At 44.3% G+C, this 14338-nt stretch carries 11 protein-coding genes and 1 tRNA gene; 2 read left to right on the forward strand and 10 right to left on the reverse strand.

From position 1 onward, the window contains the following. Window positions 1–109: 109 nt before the first annotated feature. The 9 genes from HB679_RS18570 to HB679_RS18610 form a co-directional block, all read right to left on the reverse strand. Window positions 110–571 (reverse strand): hypothetical protein, encoded by a 462-nt coding sequence (locus HB679_RS18570; RefSeq protein WP_214073516.1) that lies wholly within the window; start codon window positions 569–571, stop codon window positions 110–112. A gap of 87 nt (window positions 572–658) precedes the next feature. After that, a complete protein-coding gene (locus tag HB679_RS18575; RefSeq protein WP_214073517.1) occupies window positions 659–1126 on the reverse strand; it encodes a hypothetical protein in 468 nt (155 codons plus the stop codon). Window positions 1127–1289: 163 nt separating this feature from the next. Beyond that, window positions 1290–1535, reverse strand: coding sequence for a GIY-YIG nuclease family protein (locus HB679_RS18580; protein WP_214073518.1), 246 nt, complete (start codon window positions 1533–1535; stop codon window positions 1290–1292). 56 nt (window positions 1536–1591) lie between these two features. Next, window positions 1592–1666, reverse strand: a tRNA-Val gene (locus tag HB679_RS18585). Between the two features lie 172 nt (window positions 1667–1838). Further along, window positions 1839–2579: a hypothetical protein gene (locus HB679_RS18590; RefSeq protein ID WP_214073519.1), complete on the reverse strand. Its 741-nt coding sequence runs from the start codon at window positions 2577–2579 to the stop codon at window positions 1839–1841. Beyond that, on the reverse strand, window positions 2563–3675 hold the full coding sequence (locus HB679_RS18595) for a PAS domain-containing sensor histidine kinase (protein WP_214073520.1): 1113 nt from the start codon (window positions 3673–3675) through the stop codon (window positions 2563–2565). Before HB679_RS18595 ends, HB679_RS18590 begins: the two co-directional genes overlap by 17 nt. Before the next feature lie 71 nt (window positions 3676–3746). After that, the gene (locus HB679_RS18600) at window positions 3747–5726 is read right to left on the reverse strand and encodes a glycoside hydrolase family 97 protein (RefSeq protein ID WP_214073521.1); all 1980 of its coding nucleotides are present in this window, start codon (window positions 5724–5726) and stop codon (window positions 3747–3749) included. A gap of 81 nt (window positions 5727–5807) precedes the next feature. Then, entirely contained in the window at window positions 5808–6902 is a 1095-nt protein-coding gene (locus tag HB679_RS18605) for a glycosyl hydrolase (RefSeq protein WP_214073522.1), read from the reverse strand. A gap of 11 nt (window positions 6903–6913) precedes the next feature. Further along, window positions 6914–9820, reverse strand: a complete 2907-nt coding sequence (locus tag HB679_RS18610) for a glycosyl hydrolase (protein WP_214073523.1) — start codon at window positions 9818–9820, stop codon at window positions 6914–6916. Between the two features lie 353 nt (window positions 9821–10173). On the opposite strand from HB679_RS18610, the gene HB679_RS18615 reads away from it, so the two are divergent. Further along, entirely contained in the window at window positions 10174–12867 is a 2694-nt protein-coding gene (locus tag HB679_RS18615; RefSeq protein WP_214073524.1) for a PQQ-dependent sugar dehydrogenase, read from the forward strand. A gap of 32 nt (window positions 12868–12899) precedes the next feature. After that, a complete protein-coding gene (locus HB679_RS18620; RefSeq protein ID WP_214073525.1) occupies window positions 12900–13742 on the forward strand; it encodes a TIM barrel protein in 843 nt (280 codons plus the stop codon). Here the strand turns inward: HB679_RS18620 and HB679_RS18625 are convergent, their stop codons facing one another. Further along, on the reverse strand, window positions 13743–14054 hold the full coding sequence (locus tag HB679_RS18625; protein WP_214073526.1) for a hypothetical protein: 312 nt from the start codon (window positions 14052–14054) through the stop codon (window positions 13743–13745). Window positions 14055–14338: the final 284 nt, after the last annotated feature.

The following is a 14338-nucleotide window of genomic DNA, read 5'->3' on the forward strand; positions in this document are numbered from 1 at the left end:
TTTTGAGTACTTGACTCCGCTAGCGCGAGTATGCGGCGTGGTATATGGGCGTAGCTAACTCGTGCCTCGTTCGTTAGTAAACAATCAGGCTAATCAAAATAATTCTGATCTAATCCTCCCTCACATAAACCTCATCATATATAGTCGATTCGCCGTTCGAGCTACCAAGCGTGCCAACGGTATGCAATTTACCATTCTCCATCGTTAATTTATATTTAACCTGCATGGTTTCAAAGCCCTTAAAGGCGGCGTATTCTGTCAACTCCTCATAGTTTCCGTCAACAAGTGTGTAGTGCCCGCCTGCTACAGAAACGCATAACTTCTTGTTATCATAGGCCGGTATCTTCTTTTCGATAACCACCACAAAAGTTTTGGGAGTCAGTATTTTATGTTGGAATACATTGCTGCTGTCTCCGATAGAGATCTGGCCATTAGGATAGGTAACCTTTTGGGATAAGAGTCTCCAGGTGCCAATGTGGTCTGCAGTTGTTGTTTTCTTTTTTGATTGCGCAAAGGCGGTTGCCGAAAAAAGCAAGCACACTATTATAGCGCGGGATAATTTTTGGTTCATGGTAAAGGTTATTGGTTGATTAAATTTTTATTGGTCGACTAAATATAAGGCTTTCTGTTGGTATTTTATTCTTACCCCGTAGTTGTCTTAATCCTCCCTAACATACCACTCATCATAAATACTTACTCCCGGACCATTTAACCCGGTTAGATTGGCTACAGCGTGGAGCTTACCGTGCTCCATCATTATTTGGCCGTTTATTTTTACGTTTTCAAATCCTTTCCAAGACGCATACTCCGTCACCTCCTCATAATTGCCATTAACCAACGTGTAGTGGCCACCAGCAACAGAGGTTGCTCGTCTCTTGTTATCTAGGCTCGGGATCTTTCTTTCAATAATGATAACGAAGTTATTGGGAGTAATTATTTTCCGTTGTAATATGTTGGAGCTGTCGCCAACAAAGATTTGACCATCGGGGTAAGTAACTTTTGACGAAACCAGTTTCCAGGTGCCAAGATATTCAGTTTTTGTTGTTTTCTTTTTTGATTGCGCAAAGGCGGTTGCCGAAAAAAGCAAGCACACTATTATAACGCGGGATAATTTTTGGTTCATCATAAAGGTTATTGGTTGATTAAATGTAGGTAATATTCCATTTGCAACAAACCCTTAAAATTTTACACATAAAAGAAAGCCTTTCATTTCCGAAAGGCTTTCTGTGGGAGTTACTGGGTTCGAACCAGTGACCCTCCCGATTATAAATCGGGATGCGCAGAACCAGTCATTTTGATGCTATTAATTGCTCAATCATTTTTCGGCTTTTCCAGTTTTTTATTTGTTTTTCTAGCTTTAACGCGGCAGATTTATCGGAACACTCTTCTGTATATTTTAATTCCCAATCTCCCGTTTTTCCTATAAATCCAGAATGATTAGTATTGTGTTTTTTTATACGCTCTGTCACACTTTGACAAGAGCCAACATAATACTTGCTTCTAGCATTGGAGTAGATTATATAAATAAAATACATAATTAATATAAACAAAAAAGCCCCTAGAACTTAATCTAAAGGCTTTTTGTCTATAGTGGGAGTTACTGGGTTCGAACCAGTGACCCTCTGCTTGTAAGGCAGATGCTCTGAACCAGCTGAGCTAAACTCCCTCGTTTTGGGACTGCAAATATAGAAGTATGACACAATTGTTCAAAATAAAAATGAAATAATATATAACCCACTGTAAATCAGCTTATATTATACTCTAGGTTTGATTGATATTATCAGGATAGATGCTAACATTTGTTTTATCGCCGCTTTTTCTCTGATATGAATGATCTATTACTTGTTTCTTTCTTTCTCCAATTGCGACAATACCTTCTTTAATTTTGCTTCGATATCTTTACCTAAATCTTCTATTTTAACCTTAGTTTCTTTGTTTATAACCGCCGTCTTAGCTTGTAAAGCACCTACCAATTTTGCGGAGAAACTTTGTAGCTTACTTAGTAACGTCAAAAATTTAGTTATTGCAGAGATCGACTCTTCTACTTTTATACTAGTTATAGTCTTATAATAAACATCGAAACTATCTATATGTGCCGCGACTTGGTTTCTAATATTAGAAAACGCTGTATCCACCTGAAAGTCTTTTCGAAATACCTTCATTTCTTTAGCTATTTGAACATATTCCAATTCTAAGCTCGCAGCGTTTTCTTTTACGTACTTATTAAACTTTGAGTTGACTTTTTTATATGATTCAAAGGTTTCAAATATTATAGCATAGCCGTGCTTTGCGTAAAACAATAATTCCCATTCAGAACTAACAAGGTATAGTTGCTTTGCAACAATAGCTAAGTCTAACATAGAAATGTACAATAAGGCATTATACTCCAACATTGTCTTTACCTCATCAAAAAGTGCATTGTCAACACCTCCTGGTAAGACTTTATTTAATACTTCAAATTGTTCTAATCTGATTTTCAGAGTCTGTAAGTGTTTAAATTGTGAATCCAAAACCTTGTTCGTGGCGTCGAACACCTGCGCTCCAGCTTCAGTAATAGGTATTTTAATTTCTTTGCCCATATTCTTCTTGCCGCTTAAACAAAATACTATATTCCACCCCCTCATTAACCTCGCTTTTTACCGAAATACTGCCGCCAAGACTGGTAATGTGGTTATAAATAAGGTACAGGCCAATGCCTTTACTATCTGTGTTATCATGAAATTTTTGATGAAAGCCAAAGATTTTATCCTTCACTTTCTCCATATCAAAGCCTATCCCCTTGTCTGCAAATGTTAGCCGGTCAACACCGTCCACCAGTTGTGTGGATATGGTTATGTGAGGCGCCTCGCCGGGCCTGGCATATTTAATGGAGTTGGTGATGAGGTTTAGAAATATACTTTGCAGATATGCCTCATTGAACCAGATCTGGCTCAACTCCCTAAAATCCACCACAATAACCGTGCGCGATCCTGCAATTAATGATCGGAGTGAATTTAAAACGGTATCCAGTGTTTTATTAAGGTCCACTTTCTCTAACGACACATTTGGCGTCGCTTTCTCTGTCAGCGCGTCTACATATTTATCCAGCGTGTGCTTCAGGTTTTGTGTGGCGGCTTTCAGCAGGTTAATTAGTTCAAGCGTTTCGCTGTTTTCTTGTTTAATATCGTCAAGCAAACTAAAAACCGACAGCAGATTAGTTACCGGCGCACGCAGATCATGCGAGGTGGTATAATTAAGCTGCTTTAAGTCGTCATTAATACCTGTCAGGTTCTTGATAATTTGATTGCGTTCTTCCTCCAGTTTTTTCTTGTGCGTAATGTTTTTGGCAATGGCGTATACCAACTGCTCGCTATCAACAGGTACCGAGGTCCATGACAACCATATTATCTCGCCGGTTTTGGTTACATAACGGTTTTCAAAATGCAATAGGGGGATGTTCTTTGCCGTAAGATTGTGGCGGCCGGCAGCTGTATTGGTTTTGTCTTCCAGGTAAACAAAATCATTGATGGGCCTTGAAAATAGCTCCTCTTCTGTATATCCTAAAAGATTGCAAACAGCAGGATTTATTTTTTTGAAATAGCCATCAAACCCGGCTATACATAGCCAGTCGGCGGAGAGGTCAAAAAACAATCCGAGGTTAAATTTATCGTCCGGGGTATCTTTTCGCACAGTCATGTATTATCAGTTTGCCGGTCCGGGTAGCAACAGCAAAGCTATTATACATAATTTTGTACGGTTTATTTATTTTATTGTTTCAATATTCGCATAGCCTGCCCTCCACCGGCAGCAATGGGCACATCTATCACATCTTTATTACTAACTGTTTTGATAATCTTGGTCAGATGATTGGGGTTTCTATAGTCATCTGCGGCGTCCTGGTATAACTCGGCCTGGTAATTGCCTGGCGGTAAAAAATCAAACGATATTTTCAGTGTCCGCTGCCTGCTGTTATTAATTGTACCTACGTACCAGTCGTCGCCGTGCTTACGGGCAATGGTTAAAAACCCGCCAGGTTCGGCATTTAATACCTTGGTTTCATCCCAAACTGTGGGGACGGCTTTTACAAAGTCAAATCCAGGTTGGCCCTCATAGGCTTCAGGATAATCGGCCACCATGTGCAGATAACTTTCCATCACCACATACATAGCCAGCATGTGGCAGCGCGTACCAATCATCTCAGGGCGAATAAAATGTGTTTTAAACTCGGCGGGAGGTACGGCTCTGAACCCTCCTAAATGATAATCTGTTGGGCCGGCCAGTAAACGGGTAAACGCAATATCCAGATCATGTTCGGGAGGAAGACCCTCGGCGCGCCACTTGTTGTTTTCGTAGTTGTACGTGCCTTCGCGGGTAAATTCGTTAGGGTAGGTCCGGCTCATTCCTGTGGGTTTGTATGCCCCATGAAATTGAATAAACAAATGGTGCGCAGCCGCGTGCTCCAAAATATCCTCTTGAATCTTTACCATCTCCTGGTCGTCGCGATTCAGAAAGTCGACCATCATACCTTTGATCCCCCATTTCTCAAACTGGGTAAAGGCGGCTTCAAGTTGCGGATAAAGCGCTTGCCAATGTATCCAAACGTGAACTCCTACCCCTTTGGATTTGGCATAATCGCATACCTTCTGCATATCCAGCGAACCAACGGGCTTAGTTACATCTGAATAGGTACCCGGCGAACCATAGCCTGGCCAATTATTGCTGTACCAGGCGAAGCCGCCATACCCAATTACCGAATGGTATTCGATATGATTGCGCGCGCAGAAATCGATGTAATATTTATTGAACTCAAAGTTCACACCCGGCATAAACGAGGTGTCGGGCATTACGTCGCCGTTCCACCAGTGGAATGAGGTTTTACCTGGTTTAATCCAGGACACATCTTTGATCTTAGATGCCTCGTTCAAATCGGTCAGGATGTTCGACTCGATCAATGCACCAACCCGGTCGCTGATCATCATTACCCTCCAGGGGGTATGATGCGGAATGATAGCTTTTACTTTTATTTCCGTTTGTCCCGGCAGCGGGGATAGCTTGCTGATCAATCCGCCGTTGTGCTTCCCCAGGTACATTCCGGCGTAATTGCGTAGGCTCGCTTCGGTAATAGCCATATATACTTTATTGGGAAATTCAAACAATGCAGGCATATCCACCAGCGCATCGTCTTTTAATGCGCTTAACGGCATTTTCTCATAAAGTCCTTCATGCGCGTTATCATAGTTTTTGAATGACAAAATCCGCAGCTGCGGATCACCTGCTACGTTAAACTCGCTGTTCTCGTTTGTCAAAGTATAGGCCGCCCAATTTTTTTGCTGCGGAAAATCATATCTGAAAGCAACACCATCATTAAAAACCCTAACAACAATATTAATGCTTCTTTGCAGACTATTGCTTTCAACCAAAGGAATAATAGCCTCCCGATAGCTGTTGTTTACGTGTTTGGTTTTACCTACCACCAAATCATATTGCTCCACACCATTTTTATAAATGGGCTTCAGCATTTTTAAGTTCGATACAAAATTTCCACTGTCTTTAAAAGACAGGCCCAGGCCGGAGTTGTTGATAATTGATTTACCTTTGTAGCTAACGCGATAGATCGGTTTCTCTTTGGTCAGCGACAGCTCGAACCTGATATTTCCATCCGGCGATTTAACATTTACATTTTGAGCCATCAGCGGCTGCACAACAAATAGCATCGCCAACCAACCAAGCGGTTTAATAAGTTTCATCAGGAAGTATAATTGGTATAAGTACTAATGTATTAACAAATTTTAGCACTACCCTGACTTATATATACAACTTTAGGACTTTTATTGGCCCGGCAGATAAGAGGTTTTACGTGGGCCTGTTAGGTGAAATGGCCGTTTAATAGACAACGTGTCGAAGAAGTTTCGTACTCGTCGCCAGAGAGTAGGCCTGGCTCCGCCGTATACTTTCATGATATCGGGCACTTTATCCAGCGTAATAACCAGATCGCTGTTGTAAACAGCGCGCAGCTGTTGCACAGGTACTTTAGTCAGGAAGTTGGTGTGCCATTCCATAAACCATGACCATTTAACACCCTCGGCAAATGACTTCTCCGGATCGGGCGGAATGCCGCATTCGTGCATGGCTATAGGCAGCGTATCCCCAACAATAGACCTCACACCATCATACATAGCCAGTCGCGGCACTTTATCTTCAGTCTGGTACGTATCGGCACCGGCTATATCAACATATTGCCTGCCGGGGTACCAGGCGCTGTCGGGCTTATCGGCGTAGCATAAAACCCAGATCAAATTATCGAGATGTTTTTCGTGCACATAGTAATTGTACATGGTTATCCAAAGCCGCTTAAACTGCGCCGGCCCTTTTTTGCCCCACCAAAACCAGCTACCATTCAATTCATGAAAGGGACGCCACAAAACCGGGATATGACGGCGCTTTAATTTTTCAAGGAGCTTCGCTTTTTCATCCAGCTCTTTCCAAAACGCAATATTCTCTGGCGTACCGTATTGGAACACCTTGTCTATATCGACTTCCTTCTTGGTGTTTTCATAACCACTGCCAATAGCCGGGGCCCCCCAATGCCACATGATGGTTGGGATACCGCCTTTGCGCCACCATTTTTTGGCAAACTTTACCTCGCGCTCATTCTTATTGCTGTCGATGAAATCAAGCCCGCGAATGGCCGGTTGTTTGTCGGTAGAGTCTTTCAAATATTTTAATTCGTCAAAACTGCCCCAATTTGATGTCATTTGCCCGGCCAGCATTTTATGCCCATACATCGCCTGGATGTAAGAGTATAGCGCTTTCGCTTCGCGCGATGCATTTTTGTTGGATAATTCCATTTGCTGCGCCGATACATTGTTGCAAACAGCGATCAAAATAATACCGGAAATAATTATCCTAAGAAGGTAGCGCATAGTTTAATAACTTATTTTGCTTCTTCCAGTTCTACCGGCCCAATCAAGCCAGAGGGCAGCAACGGTGTGTCTTTACTAAACTTGTGAATATTGGTTTGCGTAAAGCGTTTTTCCTGCGGCAGCGGTTCATCGCCGATCAGCCGGTTGGGCCATAAGTTCACCACGGTTATTTCCAACTTATTCTCGCCGGGATGAATGGCTTTACTGATATCAATGCGTGCCGGCTTGGTCCACACCACACCCAAGTCAATGCCATTTACTTTTACCACAGCTTCTTCGTGAACTTCGCCTAAATCAAGCAATAATTTTTTGCCGACATCGGCCTTAGCCACATTAAATGTTTTATTGTAAATCGCCGTGCCCGAATAATGTTTGATGTTATAATCGTCAAACCGGGTCCAATCCATCAGCGAGTCGATCTTGATTTTAGCCGGGCCGCCCCATTTGGGGTCGAAGTGTAATTCCCAGCTGCCTTTTAAAGTAGCTTTTGTGATATAGCTTGCATAGTTTGACCGCGTTGTTCCTTTTGCAGTAGCGGCTATTGGTTTCCTGAAAACTACAAATACCGAACCGCGCGGTTCAAACGCCAATGGCACTGTAGTCCGGCCGTTGCTTTGGGTAAAAGCTTTTGCGATGCGCATCTCACCTGTTACCGCATCCCATAACTCCGGTTGTTTGCCGCTGACGCGAAAAGTGGCATTGATCTTTTCTTTAGCATCCCACCGGCTGGCGACAAAGTAGATATCGTTACCGGCTACCCGTCTGTGAATCCAGTCTATCTCGCCGGTTGTGCTTAGTCCGGTATATTCAAAATCGGGCAGTAGTTTAATATCCTTCAATACTTGCGCCGGGCTTTGATTGCTAATGACATGATGCTTTGCGTTTGGCGACCATAGTTCGCTAATCATCTGTTTAGCTTTTATACTATTATCCACATTTAAAACCAATCCCGCCAAGCCCTCCGGCTGCGGACCAACCACTATTGCTCCGCTGTTTATCAACCCGGCGATTTTTTGCAAAGCCGTGTAAGCCATTTTAGGTTGATTAGGTAACACCAACATTTTATAACTCATACCATCAGGCAATACCAGTCGCCCGTTTTTTACGCTAACGCGATGTAGCAGCACGTCGAGGTTACAGTTATCATGGTCATAGCCTTGGGCCGGTAGTTCAGGAGTTGATTTCATTTGCTCGCCATGGCCGATGCCATCGCCCATATAATACAAGGCATCGGCAACAAATAAACCTTGCTGCAGCATGTATGAGCAGCGGCCCATATAGGCATTAAACGCCGGGGTTTGCTCCCACCAGGTTACATTGCGGCTATAATGCGTCCCCGCAAAATAAACATAGTTGGGCTTGGCATCAACCAGCAGCGACTGGGTGAAATTATGAAACACGTTCAAATTCAAACCATCGCAAAAAGCCTGGTCGGCTACGTTTTTCAGGTCAAAGAAGCTTTCTTCCCAGTGTGGGCCGACGGAAGTAAAGCCCTCGCAGGCTGTTACTTTTTTCCCATAGACGTGATTAGCCGTTGCGGTATTGCGTAACAGGAACCGCCGCTCAGGCGTAGCACGGTGCACCGAAGGCACCCAGTATTCGCCCATAGCCATATCTACCGCGTTAGAGTTTTTAAGGTTGTCTAACTGCGATGTGTTTGGTCCCGCCGCTTCCGAATAACAGACTAATCTGTTTTGATTAGCCAGCTCGCGCAGGTGGCCGTAATGGTTAGCGGCTATCAGGTCGGCAATGGTGCGGTAATAGTCCCGGCGGATGCCGTCGGTTTGTGTGGTATCGCCCAGGGTGATACCCGCAACAGCCGGCAGCCATGCTATCAAATCGTAATGATGTTGTTCTTTAAATTTTTGAGCGAACAATTTGGTCCAGGTGGTTTCGCCCCCCTCCCAGCTATCATCCTCTACCCCGTAAAGGCCCTTGCGCTCTTCGGGCGTCATTTCTTTCAGCATTTTGCCAATGGTGGTGTGCCAGGTGGTGTCTAGCGCTTCTGCGCTCATGCCATCGGTAAAATATCCCCACACATCATGGTTGCCTGTTGGGCGATACGCAAAACGCATAATCTTCCATTTACCGGCCGGGGCATTCCATTGCAGTTTGCCGTCGGCATCCATTTTATCAGAAATATTAATCACTTGCGATGCTTGCACATTCGCCTCATCCGGTATTGCCAGTACCGCTATTTCATGACGCTTAAATTCGCTTTTGGCTATAGCCGGCATGCGGCTTAATTTCTTTTTATAATCAGCAGATGAATTGGCAACCGATTCATGCATCGCTAAAACAGTTTGCGATGGGTCCGGCAATTGCTCATTAACGGCTGTGCCGCCAACCACATCCTTCTCCGACCAGATCAGCGCCTGCTGTCCATATTCCGGGTCTATTGGTCCGGAGGTTCCAGCCAAGCCCACGCTCAATACAAATTTTATCCCGATGCGGTTAGCTTCTTTGGCTGCGAACCTGAATAGTTCGCGGGTGCGTTTATCCCATGAGTTTAATAAAGGGACCGGCAGCGGGGCCTGGAAAGCGCCTTTCAGATCTGCACTTGGTTTAATCACATATTTTTTGCCTTCCAACACCATATTGGCCGTCATCGAGCCGGGTTCGTAGCCGGTACCGCTTTCGTAAAGTATTGCGCCTTCTATGCCTTTTTTATGCATCTCTTCCAGATCGGCCGTTATCGCTTTTTCGTCGACATTAACACGCAACCACATCCAGAACACCCATGGCCGGGCGCTATGCGGCGGTATTTTGAAATGGCTTTCCATGGCCGGGTCGGCCAGGGTTGAGGTGGCGTTGATATTTTGCGGAACTTGTGCAAAGACCCGGCCCGGCAGTAGTAGCGGGCAAGCGGGCAACAACAAAAGCATCTTCAATAAAAGACGATGTTTTATTTTAACCATGGGACGTTGGGTTGGTTTACAAAAGGCTTGCTCAAACTTATTGAAAATCTTTTAATCATAGAGGCATAAGCCGCGTTTCAATGCAAAATCATATCCACCACGTCATCGCGAGCGAGGTACGAGCGTGGCGATGACGTGGTGGATGAAATTTGACCGTTATTTGGGTTTATTAAGTGTAAAAAATACACCGCCTTTCGGCATGCGCAGATTTTTGAATATGTTTGCCCCTGCCAATTATTGTCTGTTATTTGTCTGATTTGTGTAACAAATTTAGTCTTTTGTAAAAAATCAGCGAGATAACAGATTTATTCTCAACAAAAACCAGCTTTCATTGCTATCTTAACAACGAAATTATGCGTAGACGTATTTTATTCACAGGCTTACTAACAGCCACCGTCCTTTTAAATGCTTCGGCTCAATCAACCATTAAGCCGGACGAGAACCGTTTTACCAAAGTGGTACTGGCGCAAGATGTGCAGGAACCCATGCAATTCCAGGTGCTCAAAGACGGAAAAGTTATTTACGCCGAGCGTAAAGGAAAATTGAAGCTATACGACCCAACTACGCAAAAAACCTCCATCATTCATGAATTTGCCGTAAGCACTAAATACGTTAGCCAAACCGGCGAGGTAAGCGAGGCCGAAGATGGTTTACAAGGCGTGATCCTTGATCCCGACTTTTATAAAAACCACTGGATCTATATTTATTACTCTCCTGCTGGCAATGACCCAAAAAACTCTTTAGTACGCTATACATGGGACGGCAAAGGCCCTCTGGATGAATCAACGCGCAAACACCTGTTGGATGTGGTTGTACAACGCTACGAGTGCTGCCACGTTGGTGGCGGGATGGTTTTTGACAAGAACAAAAATTTATACCTGAGCACCGGTGATAATACCTTCTCTCGCGCATCTGACGGATTTACGCCGCTGGATGAGCGCCCGGGTATGTCGGCAGAAGATTCGCAAAAAGGCGCATCAAATACCAATGACCTGCGCGGTAAAATTTTGAGAATACACCCGGAAGCAGACGGTACTTATACTATTCCGCAAGGAAATCTATTCCCTGTGGGTACAGCTAAAACCCGCCCCGAAATTTACACCATGGGCGATCGTAATCCTTGGCGCTTAACTATCGACAGCAAAACCGGCTGGTTATATTGGGGCGAAGTTGGACCGGATGGCAGCGAGGACGATTTTAAAAACCGCGGACCACAATCATACGACGAATTTAACCAGGCTAAAAAACCGGGTAACTATGGCTGGCCATATTTTGTGGCCGATAACCTGGCTTATAATCATTATGATTTCGCCACAAAAAAATCTGGCGAATGGTTTGATGCCGCTCATCCCAAAAACACCTCGCCAAATAATACCGGTTTGACAGATTTACCTCCGGCTACTCCGGCTTTCATTTATTATTCAAAACAACAAAGCACCAAATGGCCATTGCTGGAAAGTGGTGGCGACAGCGCCGTTGGCGGTCCACTTTTTCATGCGGATGATTTTATAGGCGCTCCGCGTCCGTTCCCATCTTATTATGAAGGTAAATGGTTTGTTACCGATTGGGTGCGTGGCTGGATCAACGTGGTATCTATCGACGATGCGGGAAATTACGCCGGCATGGAACGCTTTCTGCCGGGCTTTAAACTACGCGGACCAATTGATATGAAATTTGGCCCAAGCGGCGATTTATATGTGTTGGAATACGGCAATGGTTATTTCAAAGATAATCCCGAAGCAGAATTAATCCGCATAGAATATAATGGTGGCAACCGTAAACCAGAGGTACAAGCATCGGCAGACAAAACAGCCGGCGCTGTACCATTGAAGGTTGTATTATCATCAAAAGGCACCAAAGATGCCGATGGCGATAAATTAAGTTATTCATGGAAGATCACCCGCAACGGCGCGCCTTTCAAAGTCATCGCGCAAGCAAACCCAGCCGTGCAACTAATTACGCCGGGTATTTATAAAGCGTTATTAACCGTTACCGACGTACATGGCGGTAAAAACAGTAAAGCAGTGCAAATTAATGCCGGCAATGAGCCTCCTGTGGTTAAATTTAATGTAACCGCGGGTAACTCCAGCTTTTTCTTCCCGGATAAAACCATTCAGTATAGTGTTAGTGTAAACGACAAGGAAGACGGCAGCCTGGCCAACAAACGCATTTTGCCATCGCACGTATCGGTAAGCGCCGATTATTTGTCGGAGGGATATAATATGACGGCCATTGCCTCTAAACAAGGCGCGGTTGATGCCAATGCAGAAAATGCTGCGGGTATTGCATTGATCGCTAAAAATGATTGTCGTTCATGCCACTCTGTTACCGAAAAAGTATTGGGCCCCGCATTTACGCAGGTAGCCATAAAATATAAAGGCGATCCTGGTGCGCCGGACCGTTTAGCTAAAAAAATTATTACGGGCGGCTCGGGCAACTGGGGCGATGCCATGATGCCTGCACACCCTGCGCTGGCAGACGGCGACGTAAAAGCTATTGTTAAATATGTGTTGAGTTTAGCCTATCCTAAGGCTGCAGTAAAATCATTACCGGTTAGTGGCTCCTACACCACCAGCATCCCGGCAACCAACAAAAATACCGACGGCAGCTTTATCCTGCGTGCGGCTTACACCGATCGCGGTGCCAAAGGGCTGCCGGCCCAAACGGGCGAACGAACGCTGGTACTGCATGCGCCGACCGTGCCGGTATCGAAGACTACCGAGTTTCATGAAATTTCATTTAACCGCGACAGTACTGTCGCTACCAATAAAACTGATGGTGCCTGGTTGCGTTTCAGTTCAACAGATTTAACGGACATCAAACAGATAGCCTTTGGCGTATCAAACAGCAAAACAGACGTTGCCGGTACTATTGAAGTGCATGCAGGCTCGCCGCAGGGCACATTATTGGCTAAATACACCGGCTATTATACCCCTGGCGACGTTAAGGCTATTTTGCCGCCAAACCTGGGCATAACCGATATATACTTTGTGTTTACCGGTACGCCTATTAAGCTACATAACATTAAATTTTTAGATAGCAATTAACAGAGTATACACACAACTCAACACATACACACATGAACAAACGTAGGGATTTCTTAAAAAACATGGGGGCACTGGCCGTAGGATCGGTACTGTTGCCTTCTTTTACATTTGCAGCAGCTAAAAAAGCCACCAGCGACGCCGGTATACAACTATATACCTTCCGCGATGAGATGCTGAAAGATGCATATGCAACATTGAAAACGATTGCCAATCTGGGCATTAAACAAGTAGAATCTGCCGCAAGCGGTAAGGGTTTATACTACGGCTTAACAGGCAAGCAAATGAAGCAAGCCTGTAAAGATCTGGGTATGACATTGCGCAGCGGCCATTGCAGCATTGATGAAAACTGGCAAAAAACAATTGAGCAGGCTGCCGAGTCCGGCCAGGACTACCTGGTATGTTCATCATTGCCTTTCTCTGGCGATACGATAGAAAACTATCAGAAAGTTTCTGAACGTTTTAACAAAGCGGGCGAAGAATGTGCGGCTGCCGGTTTAAAATTTGGCTACCATAACCACGATTTTGAATTCAAACAAGATCAAGGTCAGACACTTTATGACATACTATTGGTAAACACCGACCCAGAATTGGTTACTATGGAAATGGACCTGGGCTGGGTTGTAGCCGCGGGAAAAAACCCGATAGATTACTTTACCGCTAATCCGGGCCGTTTTAAATTATGGCACCTAAAAGATATGAAGGGTAAAAACAGCGTAGAGTTTGGTAATGGCGGGCTGGATATTGCCGGTTTATTTAAACAAGCTAAACTTGCCGGTTTAGAGTATTATTTCGTTGAGCAGGAAGAGTATCCGGCAGGATCGCCATCTGCAAGCATGAAAATTAATATGGACTACCTGGCTAAGGTTAACGTATAATTACATAGCGATATTTTGTCCGGGGCGTGGGTCCTCGGGCAAAATTTCCATTTCGGGGTATTCGATATAATCTGCATACCACTGTATCGCCCCAACCACGTCTAAAGCATCTTCTGCCGCAATATCTATCGTCTCAAAGGCGTATAGCTTTTTATTGGCGTAGCCAAACAACTGTATCTCGTTAGGATTAGCCACAAAGGTATCAGAGTCTAAACAAGACACCCTTATCTTCAATTCAGTATCCCTCGAGTGGATAACGTCGCGGCACGGATTATTGGGATCGGTAGCTAACAGATATACATTGTACTCCATAATATTTCTAACAACCGTATTTACGGATAGTTTGCTATTTTGCTAAACCACAGCAAAATAATTTATGAACGCCTTAAATGGCGATGTTTGGCATCATCTTTCGGCTATGGTAACAACCCTATCATTCTCTCCTCAGTGTTTATTAACTCTTGTGCAACAATTTGAGTATATCATGCCCTAATTGGGGAAGATTTTCTCCATAGTTAATTCCACATCCCGATATAATCAGTCCAATTTAGCTTTGTGTAACACGGTTGTTACAATTGGCATTGTGTTTGTCTTAT

The sequence above is a fragment of the Mucilaginibacter sp. dw_454 genome (genome assembly GCF_018449775.1).
Lineage (GTDB): Bacteria > Bacteroidota > Bacteroidia > Sphingobacteriales > Sphingobacteriaceae > Mucilaginibacter.

Bases quoted from the DNA above. Each gene is read 5' to 3' on its own strand.
- HB679_RS18595 (WP_214073520.1), bottom strand. From the start codon at position 3,675: ATGACTGTGCGAAAAGATACCCCGGACGATAAATTTAACCTCGGATTG.
- HB679_RS18580 (WP_214073518.1), bottom strand. From the start codon at position 1,535: ATGTATTTTATTTATATAATCTACTCCAATGCTAGAAGCAAGTATTAT.
- HB679_RS18590 (WP_214073519.1), bottom strand. From the start codon at position 2,579: ATGGGCAAAGAAATTAAAATACCTATTACTGAAGCTGGAGCGCAGGTG.
- HB679_RS18605 (WP_214073522.1), bottom strand. From the start codon at position 6,902: ATGCGCTACCTTCTTAGGATAATTATTTCCGGTATTATTTTGATCGCT.
- HB679_RS18615 (WP_214073524.1), top strand. From the start codon at position 10,174: ATGCGTAGACGTATTTTATTCACAGGCTTACTAACAGCCACCGTCCTT.
- HB679_RS18570 (WP_214073516.1), bottom strand. From the start codon at position 571: ATGAACCAAAAATTATCCCGCGCTATAATAGTGTGCTTGCTTTTTTCG.
- HB679_RS18620 (WP_214073525.1), top strand. From the start codon at position 12,900: ATGAACAAACGTAGGGATTTCTTAAAAAACATGGGGGCACTGGCCGTA.
- HB679_RS18575 (WP_214073517.1), bottom strand. From the start codon at position 1,126: ATGATGAACCAAAAATTATCCCGCGTTATAATAGTGTGCTTGCTTTTT.
- HB679_RS18600 (WP_214073521.1), bottom strand. From the start codon at position 5,726: ATGAAACTTATTAAACCGCTTGGTTGGTTGGCGATGCTATTTGTTGTG.
- HB679_RS18625 (WP_214073526.1), bottom strand. From the start codon at position 14,054: ATGGAGTACAATGTATATCTGTTAGCTACCGATCCCAATAATCCGTGC.
- HB679_RS18610 (WP_214073523.1), bottom strand. From the start codon at position 9,820: ATGGTTAAAATAAAACATCGTCTTTTATTGAAGATGCTTTTGTTGTTG.